The following is a 24,086-nucleotide window of genomic DNA, read 5'->3' as shown; positions in this document are numbered from 1 at the left end:
CCTGATCCTTTTTAACTTTCTCGTTTCGCAATATTCGGGCCGCCAGCCTTAACCGTTCTCAGAAGAAAAAAACCTCCGATAAAAAACAGGGAAACAGCGAGTATTGCAGGCCGCTGACTGCCGAAGGTCGATGAGATATAGCCAAATACCAGAGGGCCGAGCACAGCAGACGATTTCCCGACAAGAGAGTAGACCCCGAAGTATTCGCTTTCTCTTCCGGCAGGTATGAACTGCGTGAAGAATGCCCTGCTTGCAGCCTGTACCGTCCCAAGCCCAAGGCCGGCAACTGAGGCAAGAATAAGAAACGGTCTCTTGGCCTCGATGAAATAGGCAGCCACCGCTACCGTAGACCAGAGCATCAGAGAAAGGGTCACGACCTTCTTCGGCCCCCAGGAGTCAATAGGCTTTGCCATAACAAATGCTCCGGCAAGGGCAGTCACCTGGACTATAAGATAAAGGCCAATCAGCTCCTGGGAGGAAAAACCGAGCGTTGTCGCGGCAAAGATGCTCGAAAAGACGATGACCGTATTGACGCCGTCCTCATAAACCAGGTAGGAGATCATGAACTTCCTTAATTGACGGGTTGCAAAGATCTCCCTGATGACTGACAGAAAATAGGTCCACCCTTTCATTGCAGAACCGACAACAGACAATCCTGTTGTTCTGTCTTTCGGGAGAAACAGAAACGCGGGAAGGGAAAATAACGCAAAGAAGAACGCCACCATGATCCAGGTCTCGGCAAACCGTCCTGCCTTTACCAGCGGAAGTGCAAAAAGCAGTGAAAGTATCGAACCGGCGTACCCTACGCCAAAACCCCATGCAGATACGCGGCCCTGGTATTGCCTCTGTGCTATCTCCGGAAGAAAGGAATTGTAAAAAACCAGACCACCTTCCATACCGATATTGGCAATGAGGACGAGGAAAAAACCCTCAAGCACCATCCCTTTCCCAAGAATAGGAAACATGGATATGGCAATGACACAGGCCATTGTGTAGAGAAAGAGAAGGCGCTTCCGCCTTCCGCTGTAATCAGCAATACCGCCGAGCAACGGAGAAGAGAGGGCAACGAATGCCATGCTGAGCGATATGGTCCTTCCCCACCAGACATCTCCCTGGCCCGAGGCATTGCCGACAATGGCGGAGACATAGAATACCGGGAATATGACTGCAGCGATGACTGCTGAATAGCTCGAATTCGCAAAATCAAAAAGACACCAGCTGAGGATCTGCCTGCGGTTATGCACGGTCAGGGGAATGTGGAGACTGCAGGCTGGTCATTTAGTATCAAGGTATATCCTGATATAGGCCTTCTTTCGGAGGTCGCTCAGAGTCTCCTTAAGACGCTCGTTCAGTTCCTTTTCGGTAAGAAACATGTCAATCTCGTCCCGCACATCCTCATACCCTTTATCCTGAAAATTCTGCATATTTGCGTTATAGAATTTTTCTATATCAGCGTCATTCACCCGGATAAAGGCACGGATCTTGATGTCAATATACTCTTTCAGCACCTCGTCGACCGTCGGGGCCTCAATGCGGTATTTCTTCGCCTCCTTAAGAAGAATCACCCGGTTAATCATGGTATTGAGGACTTCTTCACGCGTTATGCTGCGGGAAAGGATACTCGCAGCCTTGTAGCTCTCCTGCAGCTCGCTCTCGGTAATGGCATGATCGTCAACAAAGGCGATGACACGATCGCTGATGGCAGAGCAGGTGCCCGTGATGAGTGATGAGTGATCAGTGATGAGAAAAAGAACCATTAACGAGACTTTTAGTATCCTCATGAGCATTTTACAAACTCCCGTTTTTCGTCTTTCACTCATTACCCATCACCCATTACGGCCTCTAAAACGCATGTCCGATGCTGAAATGGATTGCGCCGCGGCTTTCCGGAGAACACTGCGGCGGCAGCGGGGGCGTCCGGTCAATGCAGACCACATCCCGCTTCAGCTTATATCCATAATCAACTCTTAACGGCCCGACAGGAGTAGCATAGCGCAACCCTACACCTGCAGTATATTTTATGTCAGTCGGCGAAAAATCATTCGTATTGATCCAGACATTGCCGAAATCAACGAATGGCACAATACTGATGCCCTTGCCGACATCTGTTCTGAGCTCGACGCTGCCCATAACAAAGGCATTGCCTCCTGTAGGGTTTCCGTCGCTGCCCTTCGGCCCGAGCATGTCCTGATCATATCCCCGCACGGAAGATCTGCCGCCCAGGAAATAACGCTCAACAATGGGCAGTTCTGTCGTTTTACCGAAACCATAGGCAATGCCGCCACGGGCAGAGATTCCAAGGACCACTCTCTTATGCAGTTGGTGGAAGAAGCTTGTAAACATTGTCACCTTGATAAAATGCGTTTCTGAAAAAAGCAGCGGCGAGGCAATCTTGGCCGTTATTCCGGCAAGCATGCCTTTTTGGGGTTCAAAAGGATTGTCACGCGTATCAAAATAAAGAGAGGACCGCACCGAACTGATCGCAAGAGTTCCGACGTCCTCCCTGCTCAGCACCACATCAGGCTGTACGTCAGTCGTCTTCACCAGAGAAAACTCGTAATAGAGTTCTCCCTTAAGAGAATCGGCCAGTTTCTTCTCAACGCCGACGTTGACCGTGTCGCGCTCGAGCTGATACCGGACCACCCTGTCGGGGATCCTGAGTTCCTTTTTGTTCTCATGCATGAATATCACCCTGAGCGGCAGTGAGGTCCCCAGGAACCAGGGTTCGTGATACTGCAGAATAAACCTTCGCTCAAGAGAACTGAGTTCAGTTCTGAAGAGCCCCTGCCGGTTGAGGCCGAATAAATTTTTGTAGCCTAATTCAAAATAACCACGAAAATGTTCATACTCGGCATACCCCAAGCCGAATTCAAAGGTGCCGGCATTGCCTTCCTTAACGCGGACAAGAAGGTCCTTCCGGTCACCATCGGCATCGGAGGCCTCTATCTCTACGTCGGTAAACAGACCAAGCCTGAACAGCTTCTGCCGTTTCTCGGCAAGGATGCTGAAACTGTAGGGAGAGCCTTCAGCATTGGCTATCTCTCTTTTGATGACCCCATACCGTGTCTGCTCGTTGCCTGCCACGACAGTCTTGCCGATTGTCTTTTTCCTGCCCTCCGAAACGGTAAAAAGGACCTGGGCGCGGTGATTCTCAATCGTACGCTGCACCAAAACGTCGATGTTGGCATATCCCTCCCGCGCGTAGAGATCGATAATTCTGAAACGGGCATCGGATATCTCGACCTCATTGTAAGGCTGCCCCTGCCTGAGCGCGATCAGGGCAAGCAGTTGTTCTCTTCTTGACGGCTCAACACCCCTGATATCAAGGATGTCAATGGTTGTGAGCCTGCCCTGGTCAATAGGGACGATCAGGTCTATCCTGCCGGAGGTCTCATCAGTACGCAGTTCTATCTCCCCAACCGAGGCTTCGAGATACCCCAATGCAGCATAGTATTCCCTGAGCGTATCCCTGTCGCGCTGTCTGACGTCCGGATTATATGGCGCGCCCTCTTTCAGTTCGAGCACACTCTGCAGTATGCGTGGAGGAAGCTCAGCACCGCTGAACTGGATCGTCCCGATCTTAGCCTGTCTGCCTTCATACACGAAAAAAGTCAGCTCGAGCTGCTGCTGATCCGACTGCACCACGGGCGCTATCTGGGCAAGGGAATACCCCTCCTTATGATAAAGGGAGAGCATCCTGTTTACCGCTTCATCAACAGACTCGTCATTAAAGACCTCGCCTTCAAAAAACGGCAGCTCCTTTACAAGACGCCCGGTCGATAGCGCACTATTGCCCTGAAGCTCCACCGAAAGCTTCTTGCCAGGTTCAATCGGCACGCTAAGGATACCATCCTGAAAAGAATAAGAACCTGCCTTCGGTTTGACATAGCCGTCCTTCTTCAGCCTCTCCCGTATCCTCTGCAGCTCTTTTCTGATCCTGACCTGATCGTAGATATCGCCGGAAGATACCCTGAGGTCGCCCGCCAGGACAAGGTCAGTGCCGGTGACCTTCACCTCTTTTATGACAAGAGGGGGACCGGCTTCGATTGTAACCGTAAGCGTTACCGCATGGTGATGCTCTGCAGTCCGGGACGCACTGATCCCGATCTTCGCCTCGGGAAATCCGAGGGAGGCAAACTGAGCCTTCAGCTCTGCGGCTGCCTGATCAATAAGGTCAGGGCGCATCACCCCGCCCTCCTTCAGTGCAAGCAACTCTCTTACCGTTCCGGCAGAAAGAGAATAGTTCCCCTGCACGTCAACCTTCCGGATCATATCCTTCTCGCGTATCTTCACCGTCACAAGGCAGGGCTCGCCGTCTGTGACCTCGATCGAAATATCATCGAAGATCCCCTTTCGGAAGGCCCGTTTAATAGCAGTCCTGATGATCTCGGCATCGACAGGATCACCAGCCCTGAGGCCGAGCATATCGACCATCTCCTGCTTTTCAAGCGAATGGAGCCCCTCGATCTCCAGCGTGCCGACGGTAGCGGCAGCAGCAGGAGCGGCAGACAAAAGCAGGCACAGGCAGGCAGAGAAGGTCGTGATCAGGGCGACCAGTCTGCTTACGCTGCGCGTCTTTATGTCAGTTCCTGCTTTCAACCGTTTCCTGTCCTTTAAACCCGTCTATTTTACTTAAACTCGAATCTGAAACGAATATCGCCGCCTGCGATGCCGCGCTCGTCGCGGATGCCGACCAGAGATATTTTTTTATTCACGAAGTATTCCAGCTTTACGATCTGCTCTTCCCTGCTGCCCAGAGCGCTTGAATAGGTCACAAAGAACTTTTCCCCAAGCATGCGCTTGGATACTGTCACCATGGGTTCGACCGTTCCCGTGGTCTTTGAAACATAGGGATCGATCTGAAAACGGTCGAGGCCGGTTATCGAACGCACCCGCTCCTCGATCACATCCTGCATCTTGCCGGTCACAAAAGATGTCGCCTCGCCGGCGCCTATGCCAGCCTCAAAGCCCTTGACGCCTCCTCCGGCCTGTCCGACCGTCAGCAGGGAAAGCACATCCATCTCCTTCAACGGCGGGTCCGAAACAAGTGACATATTAAAATGGTCAAGCTGCCCCTCAAGGTTCATCTTGATCCGGTAGCCCTTGACCGTTGTCTCGGCCGCGATGGCAATAACAGGATTGAGACGGTTCGGATCTGCAAAATCCGTGCTGGCATGCAGAATTTTAAATTCATTATTCCTGAAGTATACTGTCCCATCCTTTGTTTCGAGCCTGCCAAACAGTACCGGACGATTCAGGGTCCCCCGCAACACCATATCAGAACTTACGACCGCCCGCGCGACATTGTTATCAATCGAGATGTTATCCTTTCCGGTGATCTTGATATTCAGGTTCGCCTTCTCATAACTCGCAATGTCTGTCCGGATTTTTTCCGCCTTCTTTGCCTGGAGCAGCCAGCTCTTCCATTCCACGCGTTCCTTGTACCGCGCACGATTTATATCAATATTGCCCGATACTATCTGCGCAAGAGGAGTCCCCTTGTAAAGAAGGCTCCCGCCAAAGTTCACCGAAAACTCCGGTGATATGATGCTCGTGATATTATTCATCTTTGCTTCCACATAGAAGCGCGAGAAAGCGAACTTCTTCAGATACAGGACACCGGACAGATCCAGGTCTCCGCCGCCCAGTTTGCCGCGAAGGTCCTGGAGTACGACCCTGTCATTGTCCATATACAGATATCCCTTGAGGTCCGTAATGCGATAAGAGGGGTAATCCTTCAGTCCGATGGAGCCGTTGGCAAGACTGATGCCGCCGTTTACCTTGGGGTTTTCCCAGTCACCGTTTACCCCGATCACGAAGACAGCATCGCCCCTCAAAACACCAAGCCTGGTCGAAAAGCTTTTAAACGGAGAGAGTGCAGAACTGCCTTCCACCGAAATATTATAGCTCCTGCCAAAGTCAATACTGCCGCCGGCGCGGAAAACCGTGCTGCCGCTTCGCAGGGCCATTTTGCCCAGAGAAAGCGCCCGGTCTTTCAGGTCCAAAGATATCTCCTCCTCATTCGTAAAGCTGTAGCCATACATCGAAAGCACGACATGGCGAATCAATGCAGCACCCGCAATATGATTCCGGGTGCCGTGCAGTGAAACCGACCCATTAAGGTTCAGAATAAGATCCTCCGGGATATCCTTAAGCAGAGACGTTATCAGGAAATCGTATCTTCCTGTCTGAAAATCGGCAGAAGCCTCCCAGGGCATGAGGCCGTCCGTTCTGCCCCTGGCCGACATGGTGATGCGGTCATTGATGAGCTTTGCATTTGCAACAAACTCTTTATCCTTCAGCGAGGCGGTGATCACCCCTTTGCCGATCTGTTTCCCCTTAAGCGCTCCTTCAATCATCCTGGCATCGATCGAAATTGTCGGATTATCAAAGGCTCCCCGGCCTTCCGAGGTAAGAGTCGCGATCACCTCTCCCTGGAGTGGCCGCCTGATAATATCACTCAGTCTGATGTTGTCAGCCGATGCGGTATAGGAGAATGTCTCGTCCGGATAGATCGTCAGCTCGCCACGGGCAACAGACTCTCCCTGCCTGACCGTCATGGCGGTAAAAACGATTTTTGATGCTGCATACGCGAAATGAAAGGACGCTGCATGAACAGGGACATCGAAGACGGTGGCCGTCTCAAGCGATACCTCCGCCTTTACGTCAGGCAGTTTGCCGAAGCCTTCCAGCCGAGCCGTTGCAAAGAACCGTCCGCTGCCAGAATACCCCGGGAAAAATATCTTTACGAATTTCCCGCTCTCGATATTCTTCATTACGGCCCGCAGCCCCCAGGTGGGGCGTGCAATATCAAAGAGCTCTTTTGCATCCTTAAACGCTATGGTGCCGGATACATGGGCGCTGCCGCTGCCGTCGCCTGCGGCCAGATCCTTTACCTCAAGCAGATGTTTACGGTACGCGAGATCTGCCGTAATACGTTCAGCCGGATATCCTGAAAGGGAGGCCTTTGCAATCGCCGCTTTTCCGCTGATCATGGGGTCGTCAAAGGTCCCGGTCACCTTTCCTCTGAACTCACCCTCGCCCTTCAAAGGCTCAAAGTATGGAGCGGTTATTTCATGCAGGTCTGTAGTTGTCATCACGACAGGCAGGTCGAGTGTTTTGTGCTTAATATCAACCATACCGCCGGCAAGGGCCTCGGACTTTCCGGTCCTCACCGTAAGATCCCGAAGTGCCAGCAGATCACCTTCAAGGTCATAGCTTCCTGTCATGCTCCTGACACGTCCAAGGACGTCGTTGCCGGTTTCAGCGCTTACATAGTGAAAAATTCCCTTGGGGCTGAACCGTTCACCTGCGTGGTGAAGCGTGCCTTTCACTTTACCGGGCGGCACGCCCGGGTCCCAGCCGATCAGCTTGAAGAGGGGCTTGCTGTCTGCATCGGCAAAATCGATATCAAGCGTGAAATGATTGACAACAGGCAAGGCTATAGCAGCCGAGGCCGTCGCCCTTCCATTATACAGCCTGCCGTCGCCATCGAAAAAACGCATCGTCCCCTTTTCATAGTGAACTTTGCAGGCAACCTTATCAATCTCAACGTGGTACAGGTTTCCTTTTGTCATGACAGCGCTGCCCTTTGCCACGATATCCTTAAGCGGTCCCTTCACGTCTCCCTTGAACTCTACCAGGCCTTCCAGCTTTTCATTGACCTTAAGGAGTTCCATCAGGGTCTCGAGATAAAAATTGCCGGCCAGAGAAAGATCCAGGGTAGTATTGTCCTTTGCGTACTTCACCATGCCGCTCACGCTGACCTTCCCTTCACCGCTCTTCTTCAGGCCGAAGAGCTCCTTGACCGACGAGACGACAACCGAGGCAGCAGTCTTCAGGTCAGCGCCGCCCTGTTTAACATCGCCCTCTGCAGTAACCTGCGAACCGTGGGTTGTCACGGCGATCTTCTGAATAGAAACCGTATTGCCCTTGACAAGGACCCCTGCAGATATGGCGGCAGTCAGCTCTGGAAGCCCCTCCCTGCGCATTGAAACGCTTTTTGCGTCAACACGAAGCCGCTGTGTTTCGCTCAGAATGGCTTCCCCGCTTACCCCCTTTATATCCAGAGCGGTCTTGAGCTTAAGGGAACTGAGGCGCGCACTTCCCTGCTGCAGGTCCAGGGCAATCACCTTCACCTTCAGACTATCCTTGCGCGTTGTTGCAAGATAGTCCCGAATATTCTTTTCTATTGACTCAGCCTGCTCCTGAGTCGCCTCCAGGACCGGCTCCCTGATCACAAGCCGCCGGATCGTGAGAGACCGGTTGAAGAGTCCCGAAATGTCGAGATATGCCTTGACCCTTCTTGCAAGAAGGATCTTGTTTCCCTCGTCGTCAAATATTTTGAGGTCTCTTGCCTCGATAAACAACGGAAAGATATTGATATAGATCTTCTGGGCGATCACCTTTTTTCCTGTGGCCAGTTCCAGTTCAGGAAGGATGACCTTCTTGAGCGTATTGGAGATATGCGGGCCCCGGAGTACCAGGCCGATGACGAGCATGACCAGAAGAAATGCAATCAGCAGTGAATAGTTCTTCAGTTTTTTAGCATATTCCATAAGTCTCTCAGAATCTCAAGCGCCGTCTCATAATCCGCCTTATTGTCACCGCAGCGAATCGTGAATATGTCCTGCGCAAGGCCTGCCTCCGTATTGATGCGGGCAGATACAACGCCTGCCCCCTTCTGATAAAAAATCCTCGAAATATCATACAGTAATCCAATTCTGTCCTGCGAAAAGATCTCCACAAGCGTATATACATCCGAGGATTCGTTGTCGATCTCCACAAAGGCATCGAAAAGCCCGTGCTTCTCATGGGTCAGGCCGGTAAACGGTATATCTGTCCGCTTCAGCACCGCAGCTTCGAGGCCGACGACGATATCTGACTCAAGCCCGTCCCACCAGACGTCCTTCCAGTTGGAGACCGCAATTTTATCAATAACAATTCCGCTCTTTCCAGTAAATATTCTTCCATGAACAATATTTAATTTTTTCATGGACAGGAAGCCGACGATCCGCGAGAAGATTCCGGGAGCATCCGATGCACTGATAACGATCTCCGCAATGCCGTCGGGCATGACTTCAATGCGCACTGCTGCGCCCCGGTCCGAGGCCTTCTGGTAAAGCAGGAAATCCTCTTTCAGTCTTGCATCGGTCGTTGAAAGGAGATACCGCTCAGGCATGGCCTCAAGGAACAGGGAAAGACCCTTCTGCAGGGCAGTCTTGCCCGGAAAAAGGGCTGCGACATCATGGTTTTTTGCAACGCCCCCGGAGCCCGAGAGATACTGTGAGGTCCTCTCATACAGTTCCGACAGAAGAGAGGATTTCCAGGCATTCCAGAACTGGGGGTTCACCGCAGACATATCGGCATACGTAATAAGATAGATCGCCCTGAGGTTCTCACGGTCACCGACTGCATCGGCAAAAAGCGCGATCACCTCGGGGTCATCGATCTCCCTGGTCATGGCGATCCGCGACATCAGGACATGGTTTCTCACAAGAAACTCGATCCTGAGTCTTTTTTCCGGGGGCATATTCAGCCTGCCCATGATAGATTTCAGCCTCTTATATCCCTCTTCCTCGTGATGCTTTCCGACTGCCTTGCCGATGTCATGGAACAGGATCGAAAGAAATAGTACATCAAGCTGCCCCATGCCGAGAATAATCTCTTTCAGCGCTTCAAGACTTTTTACCGTTGTCGTCCTGAGGCGTTCCAGATTCCTGATCGCCAGGAGGGTATGCTCGTCGACCGTGTACATATGATATGCCTCATGCACCACAAGCGAACGCAGAGCGCCGAACTCCGGGATGAACCTGCCTAACACGCCGCTGTCATGCATCTCTCTGAGCGTCTCTGACACACGGCTCCCCTTCATGATCTCGCGGAAATGATGTACGGCAGCAGGAATGCTTCTGGTGCGGCTGTTTATCCTCGGCAGGCTGTCCCGTATCAGCGCGCGCAGCCTGTTGCTGAACCGCTTATCCGTTTTCGATAGATGGTAAAACGCCTCCATGATCTTCTCAGAATGGCCGGAAAAGACGGCTTCATTCCTGGCGATCAGTTTTCCCCCGGACAGGGAAAAGTCCCCGGTGATCTTCTTCTTCGTGAAATCCCTGAAGAGCGGTGCATACTGCCTGCTGCACTGTACCATAACCGCATGCGATATCTCCTTGATAATCCTGCCCTTAAGGTAGTAGTAGCGCATCATCCGCTCGGCTCCGCTGAATTTATTTGAATCGCGAAAGCCCAGTCGGGAGGCCACAGCCCGCTGATATTCGAAGGAGAGGATATCGTTCTGGCGTTTACTTTCAGCGTGGAGACAATACCGTATCTGAATCATAAAGTCATAGGCATCAAGAAAGCGTTTATAATCATGGCGGTCCAGGATTGCGCCGAGACCGTCAATATCCTTTATACGGAATACTACCCGGGCCAGCCACAAAACGGCATGAATGTCCCTCAGTCCGCCGTCGCCTTCCTTGATATGGGGCTCAAGAAGATAGATCGAATCTCCGGTGCTGATATGACGCTTTTCCCGTTCGGCGAGCTTTTCCGACACGAACTGCTTCTGCTTCCGGTGGGCAATAGCAGGATAGACCTCTTTCGTAAACCTCTCATAGAGCCTTCTGCTGCCGGCGAGATAACGCGACTCAAGAAGCGCAGTCCTGGTCCGGATATCCCTGAATGCCTCCTCAGTACACTCGTTGAGCGTCCTGAATGCATGACTGATGTCCAGCCGTTCGTCCCAAAGCCGGTACAGGACCTTTTCTGCTGCAGCGGTATTTTTCCTGCTCTCGGAAAGAAACATGATGTCAATGTCCGAATACGGTGCAAGCTCTTTTCTGCCGTAGCCTCCGGTCGCAACGAGAAGCAGTTCAGGATCATCCGCCAGGGAATTAAATATGCCAACGACCTTCTCATCCACAGAGGACGTATAGTGACCGGCCAGCTGCCTTCCCCGGAGGCCCTGATCCATCCATGCGACTATCCTGGTCAGCTCAGTGTCATTCATATCTGAGGGCAACAATCGGATCATACAGAGATGCCTTGCGTGCAGGGTAGACACCGAAAAACACGCCGACTGACGCAGAGAAGAAAAAGGCAAGCAGCACCGACCACCACGATATCTCCATCGGAAGATAGGGAATAAAGAGCTGAAATCCAAGCGACACCATGCCGCCAAAGAGCACTCCCCCCAGTCCGCCGATAAGACTCAGGGTCACGGACTCTGCCAGGAACTGGATAAGGATATCTTTGTTCTTTGCACCGAGCGCCTTCCTGATGCCGATCTCACGCGTCCGCTCACGCACGGACACCAGCATGATATTCATGATGCCGATGCCGCCCACAAGCAGCGATATGGCGGCGATGCCCGCAAGTACGGCAGTCATCACGCCCAGCACCTTGTTCATGACTCCCAGCATCTCATCCTGGCTCATCACCGTAAAGTCCTCTTTGTTTGCATGGCGCTTCATCAGGATCTGGCGGGTCTCTTCTATGGCAGGCTCTATTTCGGCGGCCGACTTCACCTTGATCGTTATATTAAACAGGTCGTCCGTATCCAAAAGCCCCTGCGCAGTCGTGGTGGGGATGAAGACGATGTCGTCAAAATCGATGCCGACTCTTTGACTCAATGTCAGAGTTACCCAGGAATCTGCCGGATTCGACCGAAAGGTTCCTCAGGTCGAAATAGGTCTCTGTGCAGCCGACCACGTTATTGTCCCTGCTCTGGTTGAGATATTTGACTTTTGAGGAGCCAAGGATCAGCGGCACGGCATCGGCAATATGACGGGCCCGCTTTTTTAAAATAATCGCATCATCGTACACCAGCTTGCGGACCGTGCTTGCCGTGGGAGGATGAATGCCTCCTTTGGTGGAGGTCTTGCCAGGCACAACGATAAGGATGTTCGTGCCGAGATTGCCCAATTCGCGGTGTATATAGGTCTTGGCGCCCGCCCCGATGGCAACCAGCATAATCACGGAGGCAACCCCGATGATCACGCCAAGCATGGTCAGGAGAGACCTCATCTTGTTGCTCAGCCGTGCGTCTTTCGAAAGGCTCAGGACCTCACGCGCATCCACTATAAGCACACTCCGTCGCGCATCGTTATGGTCCTCTTCGCAAAACCGGCTATCTCAAGCTCATGAGTCACCAGGATAATGGTAACGCCCCCCCGGTTCAGTTCGGAAAATATCTCCATAATCTCCCTGCCGACCTTGCTGTCGAGATTACCGGTAGGCTCGTCAGCAAGGATAATGACCGGGCTGTTGATCAGGGCACGCGCTATCGCAACGCGCTGCTGCTCGCCGCCCGAAAGCTCACTCGGTTTATGGTCTGACCGGTCACCCAGTCCCATGCGTGAAAGCATCTCGACAGCCTTTTGCTTCCGCATTCTGGGTTCAACTCCGCCGTACAGGAGAGGGAGTTCGACGTTCTTCCATGCCGGAAAACGGGGCAGGAGATTAAAGCTTTGAAACACAAAACCGATCGACCGGTTTCTGATCTCTGCAAGCTCATTGTCGTTTTTGGTAGATACGTCGATATTATCCAGAAGATAGCGGCCCGAGGTAGGCCTGTCGAGGCATCCGAGAATATTGAGGAGCGTTGATTTGCCTGATCCTGATGGGCCCATGATGGCGATAAAATCCCCCTGCTCTGCCTCAAGATTGATCCCCTTCAGAACTTCAACCGTGATCTTGGGAAGCTCGTAGGACCGGTATATATCCTTCAGGACGATCATTTCTCTGAAACAAGCACCTTTATCCGCGCATTATCCTTCAGACCGGCAATATCCGGATTGGTTATGACAATGTCCCCTTCCTGTAACCCCTCCGTCACCTCTGTATACGTCCAGTTGAATTGTCCTGTTTTTATCTGTCTGAATACTGCCTTATTGCCATTGCCGAGGTAGACGTATTTGGCGTTATTCTTCTCGACGATAGCCTGGGACGGAATAATCAGCACCTGTTCCTTCCTGCTCACCACCACCTCAACATCCGCTGACATGCCCGGCTTTGTCAAGATCTTCCTGTCAAGAAGTCTGACCCTCGCCTCAAAGGTTCGTGCCTCCTGCTTGTTGCCCAGGACCACGGGAGATATCAGATATACCTCTCCCTGCATATGCTTTTCCGGATACGCATCCATCGTGACATTCACCTGCTGTCCGATCACAATCTTGGCCGCATCGGCCTCGTCGATAAAGGCTTCGACATAGAGAGAATCGGTAGAGACCACCGAGGCGATCAGAGCACCGACAGGTACGGTCTCCGCAATTTTTACCGGCCGGCTTGTGACGATACCGGCAATGGGTGATTTGATAAACGAGTAGTCGAGCATGAGCTTTGCCAGATTGTATTCTCGCTGAGACTGTTCGACTGCTGCTGCCTGGGCCTTTATCTCTGCCTCCCGCGCTCCTATCTGCTGCCTGGCGGCACGGGCAGCCACAGAGGAGGCCTTGGCGACCTCATGCTCCCTTTTAACAACGTCAAGATCGCTCTGCGATACAAAGCCCTTATCTTTCAGTTCCTGGAAACGTTTTAAGCGCGCTTCAGCTTCATCGAAAACGGCCTCTGCCTTTATAATATTCGATTCTACATCGGCTTTAAACGACGTCAGCCCAAGCTTCAGACCATCGAGCTGGGCGTTCATCCGCTGCAGAAACGCTGAGGCAAGAAGGAGCCTCTGCTGCACCTCGTCAGACTCGAAATCGGCAATGCTGCTGCCGGCACCGACTCTTGTGCCCTCTTCCACATGGAGTTTTGCAATTCTGCCTATCCTCTGCGCCGAGAGCCTCACTTCATTGTCAGCCTTGATCGTTCCAGTGGATGTTCCGGTAACGCTGATTACCAGATCCTTCTTCTTCAGGAGGTACCCGTTGACATCCAAACCGCGTAATGTGGCTCTGTAGAGAAGAAAGGCAGGTATGATTATGACCATCAGAATAAGATAGAATGATATCTTTTTATAAAAAACCATAGCATCTCCCGAGCCTGATATTATACAAAAAAGTCCTTTTATTCAGGCATGTTACCGTATCAGCATGCATAGTAAATATCATACCCGATGTCACTTTATTAAGATAGACGAAAAAATCTCTTGACATCATCATATCATTATAATAATATGTTGTTATGATCCATTCTGAAACATCACTGTCTCAATCTAAAACAGTAGACAGATTCAATCAGGAGAAGCTCTACATCCAGCTTACCAGGATCCTTCTTGAGGAGATCAACTCAGGCAACTGGAAGCTCAACGACAGGATCCCCTCAGAGGATGAGCTGAGCAGGACCTATAACATCAGCAAGATCACGGTCCGTCAGGCCATCAATAACCTCACCGCAGACGGTTACCTCATGAAGATCCAGGGCAAGGGGACCTTTGTCACAAGCGTCCTGCCGGTCGTGGGCGTTGCCATGAGAACGATATTTACCGAAGAAATGTTTGGAAAGGAGGTGAAAGCAGAAAAGGAACTCCTGTTCAGGGGGATTAAGGAGCCTGCTCCGGACATCCGGTCCTATCTGAAGACTGACGGAGATATTTATTATATGCTCAGCAGAAGACTTCTTAACGGACACCCGGCGTATGTCGACGAATCCTTCATCCCATACCGCATTACCCCTGAGATAGACCGCCTTGATATCGCAGGAGTATCGCTCTATTTCTTTCTTCAGGAAAAGGCCCTGAAAAAGATCTTTAAAGTTATCCAGACGGTTGAAGTGTCTCAGGCAACAGGGGATGCAGCACGATACCTTGACCTTGAAGAAAACGTCTCCGTGCTGGTTGTGCACAGATTGCTTCTCAGTTCTGACAACACACCTGTCGCCTATACCAAGCTGCAGGGCCGAAGCGACAGCTATAAATTTCAGTCTGAATTTGAACGACTCAGATAATACACAAGGAGGTTTTACTATGAGTTTTCCGCGAAGGTTGTACGAGTTTCTCATGGCAGGTTCTGTTGCCTATGCCAAATGGGACTTCGAAGTCTCCATGAACATCCTGAAGAACCGCAAAAAGCTGCTGCTGCTGCTGGTAATGATACTGCCGATCCTGGTGGTCTCATCGCTGAACGCCGCAGACATGATCGGAGGCAAGACAGCGTATGCTCCGGCACACTATTCCAATCTCATCTTTATGGTATCCATTGCAGTGGGTCTCGCTGCAGGCCTCATCACCGGCTGTATCGGTGCAGGAGGAGGCTTTATCATCACCCCGGCCCTTATGGCTGCCGGCGTGAAAGGCATACTCGCAGTCGGCACGGACGTATTTCACATATTCGCCAAGGCGATCATGGGAACGACAGTCCACAGAAAACTGGGTAACGTCTCTGTCAAGCTTGCCGTATGGTTTCTGGTCGGCTCAGGCGTCGGAACCTTTGTCGGCGGCGCAATCAACAAGGCACTCTATAACAAGGACCCCTTGCTGAGCGAGGCTTTCATCAGCACGGTCTACGCTGTTTTGCTTGGGTTTCTCGGCTTCTATGCCTTCATTGACTTCATGAGATCAACCAAGAAAAGCGGTGACGGCGGTGCACACAGCGGACCAGACACGACACCGGCACTGGCCATGAAAGTCCAGTCTGTCAAGATCCCTCCTTACATCACGTTTGACGAACACCTTGTGGTAGGCGGCAAAAAGATATCTGCCATCTTCCTGATCATGGGGGGCTTCGTAGTCGGTATGCTTGCAGCGATCATGGGCGTAGGCGGCGGCTTCGTCACCTTCCCCATGTTCGTATACGTCTTCGGCGTCTCTGCAGGAACGACCGTCGGCACTGACATCCTGCAGATCATATTTACGGCAGGACTTGCATCAATCGCCCAGTATGCCATCTATGGCTATGTTTTCTACACGCTTGCGATGGGCATGCTGATCGGATCACTCATCGGCATCCAGGTCGGCGCGCTCGTAACAAAGGTCGTTAAAGGCACACATATCCTCGGCTTCTATGCGGTCTCGATCATTGCCGGCTTCATCAACAGGGTAAGCACCCTGCCAAAGAAGATGGTAGAACTCGAATATATTTCCATGTCAAAGTCAGTCGTGACCAACATCGAATTTGCCGGCAACATCATCTTCTGGATCGTGGTAAGTATCTTCGGCATCTGGGTCATGAGCAAATTCTTTCTTAATATCGGCAAACTCAGAGGGGAGGAATAGTCATGGCAAAGACAAACAAGACATCGTTAACAATAGGCGCACTGCTGGCCGCATCATTTTTTGGGGTGCTCCTGCTGATCTTCTCGCCGGTATTCGGCGATGGCAGAAACGGACTCACCTATGCTGACGACATGTTCAATACGCTCTCGAAAGGGTCATCCTATTTCATCCCTGAACTCAAAAAGAGTGCCGATAAATTCAACGGCCAGGTCCTTTCGGTAAAGATCAGCGGGGCAAAGGCAGATGACAAGCCGGGCGACACAGAGGCCCGGATCCAAAACATAAGCAAGGTCCTCACCGCTGCAGGCGCCAAAATCGAGGTGGCCGGAACAGACATGAAGATCGAGGGCGACCTCGGAGCGATACTCGCATCGGCGCTGCAGGATTCTGACGCCATGTATAAAAACCAGGGAGAGGCGGTCAAGACCCGCTACAGCCACGATGACGAGAAGAAGATCTTCAGGCAGTGGTATAACGCATTCACCGCCATGGATAAGGCGCTGAAGAAGGACGGCAAGGTCGAGCAGGCCAAGATCATCTCTGATGTATCAAAAAAGGCTATTGAAACTGCGTACAACTATTATAAGGTAGAGCCGGTCCAGGTGAAAGAAAAGGCCGTGCTTATGACAGCACTCCTCGTCTTCTACGTTATCTACACCATGTGGTGGGGATTCGCAATTTACTTCTTATTTGACGGCGTCGGTCTGTCGATGAGCAAGGCCAAACATTAATAAAAGGAGGAACACCATGAAAATACTCGTTCCGGTTGACGGATCAACATATTCGGCAGAGGCCCTCAAGATCGCTGCAGACTATGCAAAGACCAAGGGAGCAAATATCTGTCTCATCAATGTCATGCCGTATCTTGAGGTGTTCGAGACTGAAATCTCGGCGTCAGCGCGTGACAAGGTCAAAGAGTCAATGGAAAAACGCGCCGAGTTTATCGTTCAGCAGGCATGCGGCATCCTGACCATCGATGATATTAATGCTACCTGCCGGCATATTGTGGCTGCAGAGTCAGTTCCTGACGCCATCATAGAATATGCCGAAAAGGAGAAGATTGATCTTATTCTTATGGGCAGTCGCGGCACCGGCGCTTCATCAAGATTCAAAATGGGCAGTGTTGCATCCAGGGTCGTAAAGCACAGCCCTTGTTCTGTCTATGTCGTAAAGATATAATAACGCCGGAAGGAGAAAGGACACTAAGCGCCCTTTCTCCTTCCGACCCGGTTACCACACGATGAACATATTCAACAGGACATCCAACGCCGCACCTTCAGGTCGGCATAATTCCTTCAAGCCGCTTAATAAGTATTTTTCAAAAAATCCGATACGAAAGACCGTTATTATCTCCGTCGTCCTTCTGACGATTGTGCTGCTTTCAGGCTGGCAGTTTATGGCCAAGGTCAAGGAGGTCGTGACTGACGACTTCAACCAGCAGCAGCTCGTTCTGGCCCGCCATGCGGCAGAACAGATCAAACAGCATATTCAGACAGTCCATAAGGAACTGCTTCTTCTTTCGCTCTCCCCGTCAGTCCAGTATTATGAAAAAAGCTTCCTGCCCAAACGTATGCAGATAGCGTTTTCAAGCCTGAGACAGGAGGGAGCGATCGCGATCCGCTATATAGACTCAACAGGACAGCAGTCCTATACCGTCACCGATTCGCGTTTCGATATCCTGCAGACCGACCCCGAGGATATGAAATATTATCAGTGGGCAAAAGACAGCGTAAAGCGTGATGCCATTCTTGCAAGCGAGGTCTACCCCCTGCCGCAGGGCAATGACGAGCAGCTGCTGGTCATGAAGATAGCCGTGCCGGTCTGGCAGGTCTCTGTTGACGACTCGCACCCCGTTGCAACCGACAAGTTCGCCGGCAGTATCGTTATCGTCATTGACGTGACGTCACTGATACAGAAACTGACTGAAGGGATCAAGTCCGGCAAGACCGGATATGCCTGGGTCATCGACAGCAACGGCACCTTTCTGTATCACATAGAAAAAAACCTGATCGGCAGAAACGCCTTTGAAGCCAGAAAGGAGAAGATGTCGACCATCTCCTTTGCCCGCATAAACGAGATCCAGAAAAAGATGATGCTCACCGGCAAAGAGGGCACAAGCTGGTATGTTTCGGGCTGGCACAGGGGCAAAGAAGGCATCATCAAGAAGCTTATCGCATACAGCCCGATCGTGCTTTCAGACCTGGCTGAGACCAGGATCTGGTCGGTTGCTGTCGTAGCTCCGGTCAGCGAGGTGGAAGGCGCGATCCACGGAATCCAGATTCGGCAGTTCATGATGCAGGGGGTCCTGATCTTCATCATCCTTGCCGGCTCATTGACCGTCATCTCACTTATGGTCCGCTGGTCGTCGTCACTGCAGCAGGAGGTCTCACGTCAGACAAAGGAACTGAAGAAATCCGAACAGCGATACCGCTCTCTTGTCGAAAACGCGGAAGACATCATCTTTACCATAGACCGGGAGGGCAACTTCGCCTCCATTAACCGTTATGGCTCAAAACTCTTAGGCAGGCCTGAGGACCAGATCATCGGCCACAATATCGCCGAGATCTTTTCCTGGCCGACGGCCGAGATGCTCCTTCAAACCATCAAGGAGGTCTATGACATCAAGCGCGGCAGGCAGGTGACGCACCTGATCCGTGTCGGGGAAAAGGAGATCTGGCTGAACACCAACTTCAGGAGACTGCTGGACGATGCGGGCAATATCTACGCCATATTGGGCATCTCCCGAAACATTACCGAGCGGAAGAAGATGGAGGAGCAGGGCTACTACACGGAAAAGCTCGCCTCCATGGGTACGCTGGCAGCCGGTGTTGCCCATGAGATAAACAACCCCATTGCGATTATTCTCGGATTTACGGATATGCTTCTGGAGAAGACGCCGCCTGATTCGGAAAATCACGACATTCTCAAGACGATCGAGGGTCAGGGTTATAAGGCGAAAAAAGTGGTGGATAACCTGCTGACCTTCGCCAGGACCAAGGAACATACGGAAACGACCGTGGACATCAATAAAAATATCACCGAGGTCCTGACCGTGCTCGGCAACAACCTCCTTGTCCGCAAGGTATCGATTAACGCACTTGATCTGGGACAGGACCTCCCGCCGGTGAAAGGCGATCCGGATGAACTGCAGCAGGTATTTCTCAATATCATCAACAATGCGGTCTATGCCATGAAGGGCGGAGGAATGCTCTCTGTTTCGACTCGCGCGGTAAAAGAAGGGAAATGGATCGAGATCAGGATTACCGACACAGGCAGCGGCATCAGGAAGGAGCATCGAAAAAATATCTTCGATCCGCTCTTCACCACAAAAAAGGTCGGCGATGGAACAGGTTTGGGACTCTCCGTGTCATACGGTATAATAACCAGACATCGCGGGACCATAACCTTTGACACAAAAACAGCAGATGAGTCTGAATCACCAGGCACGACCTTCATCATAACGCTGCCGGCAATGCCTGACTCAAAAGACCCGAGAGGAAAAAATGCATAACCAGGAGGATACATTCATGTCTGCAAATATTCTGGCCGTTGACGACGAACCCGATATGCTGAAACTTCTCAGCATGATCATACGGGAAAAAACACCGCATACAATAGTCACCACAAACAATCCGCTTGAGGCCCTTGAGATCGCAAAACAGGGCGGAATTGACCTGTTGATCGCAGACCTTAAAATGCCGGGGCTCGATGGCAGCGAACTGTTAGACGCAGTCAAGGCAGTGAATAAGGATATCCCCGTGGTAATCATTACTGCCTTTGCGACTGAAGAGGCTGCGGCAGAGACGCTCCAGAAAGGCGGCTTCGACTTCATCATTAAGCCCTTTCGCAAAGAACAGATCCTCTCGACCATTGACAAGGCCCTTAAATGGACAGAGATGCAGAAAGAGAACAGGGAGTTAAAGGCAAAACTGAAAGGCTCAGAGGCATGATTCACTGAATATGTGGTTCAGTAATGCCGCCTGAAATTCATAGAGAAAAGGTAAGAGGCCTTGTATTTGCTTTTCGTTTATTCACGTATTGTTCTTAACCGCGTCACTTCATCATCAAAATCCGAGTTTATCTGGGCCGTCACCGCAAACCCAGACTGCTGCCGTTAACACTGTTCATAATTTAAACACCACCCGTTTATTTCTCTAAACCAACCGCTCGATCTCCAATTAATATTTATTTTTCAATGTATTAAATCTTACGTTCAGCATATGGACAGCGCATAAAATTACTGACTTTGCTGTTCATATTCTAAACACACGATTGTAACGAGCAATCTTTTCACTTTACTTTCAGCAAGTTACAGTCTGGCATTCAACATGCACTATACGTAATTGATTTTGGACCAAGGAGGTCAGCGATGAAACGAAATCTATTATTTGTAGCGTACAAAGAAGGAGGACTTGACGAGGGTCTTACCTATGCCCTTGATCTTGCAAAGATGATGGACAAGAACATGGCCGTGCTTTTGGTGAACAAGAAGAAGTTATCAAAGAAGATCGAGGACATCATGTCAGCGGTCGCCTTCGCAGAGGAGAACGAGCCTGCAATAGCGCAGCAGATTATGACGTCAGACGAAGACAGGACTGACATCAAGGACGCCATCGAAGAAACGTGCAGGACCTCGGGGGTAACAACCGCAATCTATACCGCGGTCCAGGATGCTGCGACTTCGCTGAAAGATTATCTGAAGAGCAACAGCAGCGTGGACATGGTGCTTCTGAGCCCGAACATTACAGAAGACGGAAACCTGTCTTCACGGCAACTGAGCAGACTGGTAAGGACAGCATCGCGGCCGATCGTGACCATGGCAAAGCAGCCGCAAACCGCATAATTACAACACCATAAAGGAGGAGTTTGATTGATGTATCTGTATCTGCCGGTAGCACTCACCAGCGTAAATATTCTCATCCCGGTCGGACTCGGGCTGGCTGTCGGCCTGCTCTCAGGCCTGTTCGGGGTCGGCGGGGGCTTTCTTATGACACCGCTTCTCATTATGCTCGGCATACCCTCAACCGTAGCAGCGGCAACGGATTCGAATCAGATCGTGGCAGCTTCTACATCAGGTACGTACGCACACTGGAAAGTCGGCAATGTCGATTTCAAGATGGGGGTCCATCTCCTTATCGGCGGCTTCATCGGCGGCCTGCTCGGCGTGCAGGCGATCAAGATACTCAAGGCCATGGGGAATGCCGATTTTGTGATCAAAATGACCTATGTGCTGATGTTAGGCTCTGTCGGCACCTATATGTTTATCGAGAGCCTCAGCGCCCTCCGCAAGAGCAAGAACCAGATTGAAACAGCAAAATCGACAGAAGAGAAAAGCAATGCCTTTACCCGGTTTTTACAATCCCTGCCTCTTCAGACACGTTATGAAAAATCAGGCGTGACACACTCAATGCTCCTTCCGATCATTTTCGGCGGCTTTGTCGGTGTGCTCGCAGCGCTCATGGGTGTCGGCGGCGGGTTCCTGATGGTCCCGGTCATGATCTACATCCTCAGGATGCCGATGCATGTGGTGGTCGGGACAAGCCTCTTCCAGATCCTCTTTAACTGCATCGAGGTTACGTTTCTTCAGGCGTACACAAACCACAGTGTCGATTTTATCCTTGCGGTGCTGCTTTTGATCGGTTCAACGGTCGGAGCACAGGTCGGAGCGGTCTTCGGCAGAAAACTCAAGGGCGAACAGCTCAAAATAATACTCGCGATAATCGTTTTGGTGGTCACGGTCAAAATCGTCTTCGATCTGACGCTCACCCCATCATTACTCTTATCACAGGCAGGAGGACACTAAAATGAAAGCAGTGATCAGCGTAAATATAATAAAACCGATACTCATCGTTATCAGCATGCTTGCATGCATCGGCACGGCATCGGCGGAACTGACCGCTAAGGCCAACCATGACCATATCAATATCGACTTCTTCTACCACGGCAGCACGGTAAGCGTCAGCGGCATCACTGACCCCGGCACTGACCTCATCATCAAGATTGCTTCTCCGGAAGGTCATGAAGCGCTGAAGGAAAAGGGCAAGGTCGGCGGCATTCTCTGGATGAACGTCGAGACCATGAATTTCGAATATGTGCCGAACCTCTATTCCATCCACAGCACCAGGAAACTTGAGGACCTGATCAGCAGGGATGAGATGGATAAATATGTTGTCGGGTATCCTGCACTCGGCAGGCATGCAGCAATCGAGCCCATTGCTAATGCTGTGGAAAAAGAAAAATGGTTCAGTGAATTCATCAAGTACAAAGAACAATCAAAACTCTACAGCACAACTGACGGCAAGATTGAGCTGAAGGAGAAGGACGGCAAACAGTCATACTACATCCTGACGCAGTGGCCGTATCAGGCGCCTCCCGGAGATTATATCGTGACCGTATACGCGGTGAAAGACGGCAAGGTGGTAGACCAGGCAGTCTCAAAGGTGCAGGTGGAACAGGCAGGAGTGGTAAAGACCCTTGCAGGCATGGCAAAGAACAGTGCGGCCCTGTACGGTCTGCTCTCGATCCTCTCTGCTCTTGGCGCAGGCTTTGGCGTCGGCCTGGTCTTCAGACAGGGTGGAGGTGCGCATTAATCATGTATGAAACAATGGTAGTAGGTTTCGATGATTCGCCGTCGAGCAAGGCAGCTCTCATCGAGGCATCCAATAGAGCCCGCAGGCAAGGCGGCAGCGTAATCATGGTGCATGCGGTCTTCTTCGATTCCGAGGAGTTCGGCATAGCTCCCGAGCAGCTCGACAAAAGGCTCACAATCGGAAATAAAGTATGCATGCAATCAAAGGAGATGGTCGCTTCAGAATTCGGCATAGAGGTGCAGTCGCTGCTCTGCGAAGGCGATCCTGTGGAGGTGATCCTCGACGTTGCACAGGGGAAGAAGGCAGACCTTATTGTCCTTGGCACCTACGGAAGGAAAGGTCTGAACAGGCTGCTGATGGGAAGCGTTACCACTGGAGTTATAGCAGGAGCTGCGACTGATGTGCTTGTTGTAAAGAAACCCTGCACCGAATGCACAGGAGAATATGCATCTATCCTTGTGCCCTATGATGGGTCGGACTTCAGCAAACTGGCAGTGAAGCGTGCCTGCGAGATCGCTAAACAGGACCATAGTTCGGTTACCGTTCTCTACGTTATCCCCCGCTATGAGGAGATGCTTGAATTCTTCAAGACAGATTCGATCCGCAGCAGCATGATGCAGGAAGCGGAGAAGATAACAAAATCTGCAAAAGAATTTGCGCTGCTCCAGGGAACAACAGTAAACACACACGTATCCGAAGGTCACGCTCCTGACCGTATTGTGGAGATGGCCAAAGAGCAGAAGCACGACCTGATCGTTATGGGCAGCCACGGATACCACGGAGTGAATAAGGCAATTTTAGGCAGCACAACAGAACGGGTCATCATGAATGCAGCCTGTCCAATTCTGGTAGTGAGGTGAATGCAATGAAAGGCTACAGAAAAGTCCTAATCGCAATAAAGGGCTCGAAAGAAGTGCTCTCGCAGGGGATCAACCTGGCCTGCGATGAAAAATGCTGGATAACGGTAGTCAAGGTCCTGCCGCCCAACGAAGGCGATCTGAACCTCGTTGGGATAAAGAATATCGCGGACGTGCTCGACAACGGGTCCCGGCTCGAAGCTGCCGAAATCAGAAAGCTTGCCGATACGGAAGGAGTAATGGTCAAAACAAGGATCGAGGAAGGCGATGCCTCACAAAAGATCCTCGAAGTAGCCGGGGAGGAACGGTGTGATGTGATCGTCATGGGAGCAAAAAAGCGGAGCTGGCTGAGAGGGATCTTCGGCGACAACACGGTCGGCAAAGTGATTCATCAGTCCCCCTGTCCGGTATTGGTAGTAGGCGCCTGATGTCTTTCAGCCCTCGTTAAGGGATCGCGTTTGGCGTCAGGGGCATTTTTAT

General features: G+C 51.4%; 20 protein-coding genes. 11 read left to right on the top strand and 9 right to left on the bottom strand.

Going from position 1 to position 24,086, the window contains the following annotated elements:
• Positions 1-11: 11 nt before the first annotated feature.
• From HZB31_05550 to HZB31_05510, 9 genes are all read right to left on the bottom strand, one after another.
• Positions 12-1,244, bottom strand: a complete 1,233-nt coding sequence (locus HZB31_05550; protein ID MBI5847404.1) for an MFS transporter — start codon at positions 1,242-1,244, stop codon at positions 12-14.
• A gap of 30 nt (positions 1,245-1,274) precedes the next feature.
• A complete protein-coding gene (locus HZB31_05545; GenBank protein MBI5847403.1) occupies positions 1,275-1,781 on the bottom strand; it encodes a SurA N-terminal domain-containing protein in 507 nt (168 codons plus the stop codon).
• 61 nt (positions 1,782-1,842) lie between these two features.
• On the bottom strand, positions 1,843-4,599 hold the full coding sequence (gene bamA / locus HZB31_05540; protein ID MBI5847402.1) for an outer membrane protein assembly factor BamA: 2,757 nt from the start codon (positions 4,597-4,599) through the stop codon (positions 1,843-1,845).
• Between the two features lie 29 nt (positions 4,600-4,628).
• Positions 4,629-8,558 (bottom strand): translocation/assembly module TamB, encoded by a 3,930-nt coding sequence (locus HZB31_05535; GenBank protein ID MBI5847401.1) that lies wholly within the window; start codon positions 8,556-8,558, stop codon positions 4,629-4,631.
• Positions 8,537-10,975, bottom strand: coding sequence for a [protein-PII] uridylyltransferase (gene glnD / locus HZB31_05530; GenBank protein ID MBI5847400.1), 2,439 nt, complete (start codon positions 10,973-10,975; stop codon positions 8,537-8,539). Before glnD ends, HZB31_05535 begins: the two co-directional genes overlap by 22 nt.
• A 28-nt stretch (positions 10,976-11,003) precedes the next feature.
• Positions 11,004-11,633 carry an FtsX-like permease family protein gene (locus HZB31_05525; GenBank protein ID MBI5847399.1) on the bottom strand — a complete coding sequence of 210 codons (630 nt, stop codon included), beginning with the start codon at positions 11,631-11,633 and terminating at the stop codon, positions 11,004-11,006.
• Positions 11,605-12,090: an ABC transporter permease gene (locus HZB31_05520; protein ID MBI5847398.1), complete on the bottom strand. Its 486-nt coding sequence runs from the start codon at positions 12,088-12,090 to the stop codon at positions 11,605-11,607. The genes HZB31_05525 and HZB31_05520 overlap by 29 nt, the downstream gene beginning before the upstream one ends.
• A complete protein-coding gene (locus HZB31_05515; GenBank protein MBI5847397.1) occupies positions 12,081-12,740 on the bottom strand; it encodes an ABC transporter ATP-binding protein in 660 nt (219 codons plus the stop codon). Before HZB31_05515 ends, HZB31_05520 begins: the two co-directional genes overlap by 10 nt.
• Positions 12,737-13,975: an efflux RND transporter periplasmic adaptor subunit gene (locus HZB31_05510; protein ID MBI5847396.1), complete on the bottom strand. Its 1,239-nt coding sequence runs from the start codon at positions 13,973-13,975 to the stop codon at positions 12,737-12,739. Before HZB31_05510 ends, HZB31_05515 begins: the two co-directional genes overlap by 4 nt.
• 155 nt (positions 13,976-14,130) lie before the next feature.
• On the opposite strand from HZB31_05510, the gene HZB31_05505 reads away from it, so the two are divergent.
• The 11 genes from HZB31_05505 to HZB31_05455 all read left to right on the top strand — a co-directional run bounded on the left by HZB31_05505 (position 14,131) and on the right by HZB31_05455 (position 24,034).
• Positions 14,131-14,892: a GntR family transcriptional regulator gene (locus HZB31_05505; GenBank protein ID MBI5847395.1), complete on the top strand. Its 762-nt coding sequence runs from the start codon at positions 14,131-14,133 to the stop codon at positions 14,890-14,892.
• 19 nt (positions 14,893-14,911) lie between these two features.
• Positions 14,912-16,159, top strand: coding sequence for a sulfite exporter TauE/SafE family protein (locus tag HZB31_05500; GenBank protein ID MBI5847394.1), 1,248 nt, complete (start codon positions 14,912-14,914; stop codon positions 16,157-16,159).
• Positions 16,160-16,161: 2 nt separating this feature from the next.
• A complete protein-coding gene (locus HZB31_05495) occupies positions 16,162-16,890 on the top strand; it encodes a hypothetical protein (GenBank protein MBI5847393.1) in 729 nt (242 codons plus the stop codon).
• A 16-nt stretch (positions 16,891-16,906) separates the two neighbouring features.
• Positions 16,907-17,338: a universal stress protein gene (locus HZB31_05490; protein ID MBI5847392.1), complete on the top strand. Its 432-nt coding sequence runs from the start codon at positions 16,907-16,909 to the stop codon at positions 17,336-17,338.
• Positions 17,339-17,399: 61 nt separating this feature from the next.
• A complete protein-coding gene (locus HZB31_05485) occupies positions 17,400-19,670 on the top strand; it encodes a PAS domain S-box protein (protein ID MBI5847391.1) in 2,271 nt (756 codons plus the stop codon).
• Between the two features lie 16 nt (positions 19,671-19,686).
• A complete protein-coding gene (locus tag HZB31_05480; GenBank protein ID MBI5847390.1) occupies positions 19,687-20,109 on the top strand; it encodes a response regulator in 423 nt (140 codons plus the stop codon).
• A 419-nt stretch (positions 20,110-20,528) separates the two neighbouring features.
• Positions 20,529-21,002: a hypothetical protein gene (locus tag HZB31_05475; protein MBI5847389.1), complete on the top strand. Its 474-nt coding sequence runs from the start codon at positions 20,529-20,531 to the stop codon at positions 21,000-21,002.
• A gap of 30 nt (positions 21,003-21,032) precedes the next feature.
• Complete coding sequence (locus tag HZB31_05470) at positions 21,033-21,962, top strand: sulfite exporter TauE/SafE family protein (GenBank protein MBI5847388.1); 930 nt, start codon at positions 21,033-21,035, stop codon at positions 21,960-21,962.
• A gap of 1 nt (position 21,963) precedes the next feature.
• Positions 21,964-22,749 carry a TIGR02186 family protein gene (locus tag HZB31_05465; protein MBI5847387.1) on the top strand — a complete coding sequence of 262 codons (786 nt, stop codon included), beginning with the start codon at positions 21,964-21,966 and terminating at the stop codon, positions 22,747-22,749.
• Positions 22,750-22,751: 2 nt separating this feature from the next.
• The gene (locus HZB31_05460) at positions 22,752-23,609 is read left to right on the top strand and encodes a universal stress protein (GenBank protein ID MBI5847386.1); all 858 of its coding nucleotides are present in this window, start codon (positions 22,752-22,754) and stop codon (positions 23,607-23,609) included.
• Between the two features lie 5 nt (positions 23,610-23,614).
• Entirely contained in the window at positions 23,615-24,034 is a 420-nt protein-coding gene (locus HZB31_05455; protein ID MBI5847385.1) for a universal stress protein, read from the top strand.
• Positions 24,035-24,086: the final 52 nt, after the last annotated feature.

This window comes from Nitrospirota bacterium, from assembly GCA_016235245.1.
Classification (GTDB): Bacteria; Nitrospirota; Thermodesulfovibrionia; order Thermodesulfovibrionales; family UBA6898; genus UBA6898.
Note: the sequence above shows the minus strand (reverse complement) of the source record. Positions and strands in the feature narration are given on the sequence as shown.

Excerpts from the sequence above, each read along its gene's own strand:
- HZB31_05510 (MBI5847396.1), bottom strand. The coding sequence starts at position 13,975 with ATGGTTTTTTATAAAAAGATATCATTCTATCTTATTCTGATGGTCATA.
- HZB31_05460 (MBI5847386.1), top strand. The coding sequence starts at position 22,752 with ATGTATGAAACAATGGTAGTAGGTTTCGATGATTCGCCGTCGAGCAAG.
- HZB31_05470 (MBI5847388.1), top strand. The coding sequence starts at position 21,033 with ATGTATCTGTATCTGCCGGTAGCACTCACCAGCGTAAATATTCTCATC.
- HZB31_05480 (MBI5847390.1), top strand. The coding sequence starts at position 19,687 with ATGTCTGCAAATATTCTGGCCGTTGACGACGAACCCGATATGCTGAAA.
- HZB31_05465 (MBI5847387.1), top strand. The coding sequence starts at position 21,964 with ATGAAAGCAGTGATCAGCGTAAATATAATAAAACCGATACTCATCGTT.
- HZB31_05475 (MBI5847389.1), top strand. The coding sequence starts at position 20,529 with ATGAAACGAAATCTATTATTTGTAGCGTACAAAGAAGGAGGACTTGAC.
- HZB31_05485 (MBI5847391.1), top strand. The coding sequence starts at position 17,400 with ATGAACATATTCAACAGGACATCCAACGCCGCACCTTCAGGTCGGCAT.
- HZB31_05495 (MBI5847393.1), top strand. The coding sequence starts at position 16,162 with ATGGCAAAGACAAACAAGACATCGTTAACAATAGGCGCACTGCTGGCC.
- HZB31_05500 (MBI5847394.1), top strand. The coding sequence starts at position 14,912 with ATGAGTTTTCCGCGAAGGTTGTACGAGTTTCTCATGGCAGGTTCTGTT.
- HZB31_05490 (MBI5847392.1), top strand. The coding sequence starts at position 16,907 with ATGAAAATACTCGTTCCGGTTGACGGATCAACATATTCGGCAGAGGCC.
- HZB31_05535 (MBI5847401.1), bottom strand. The coding sequence starts at position 8,558 with ATGGAATATGCTAAAAAACTGAAGAACTATTCACTGCTGATTGCATTT.
- HZB31_05545 (MBI5847403.1), bottom strand. The coding sequence starts at position 1,781 with ATGAGGATACTAAAAGTCTCGTTAATGGTTCTTTTTCTCATCACTGAT.
- HZB31_05455 (MBI5847385.1), top strand. The coding sequence starts at position 23,615 with ATGAAAGGCTACAGAAAAGTCCTAATCGCAATAAAGGGCTCGAAAGAA.
- glnD (MBI5847400.1), bottom strand. The coding sequence starts at position 10,975 with ATGGATCAGGGCCTCCGGGGAAGGCAGCTGGCCGGTCACTATACGTCC.
- HZB31_05515 (MBI5847397.1), bottom strand. The coding sequence starts at position 12,740 with ATGATCGTCCTGAAGGATATATACCGGTCCTACGAGCTTCCCAAGATC.
- HZB31_05505 (MBI5847395.1), top strand. The coding sequence starts at position 14,131 with ATGATCCATTCTGAAACATCACTGTCTCAATCTAAAACAGTAGACAGA.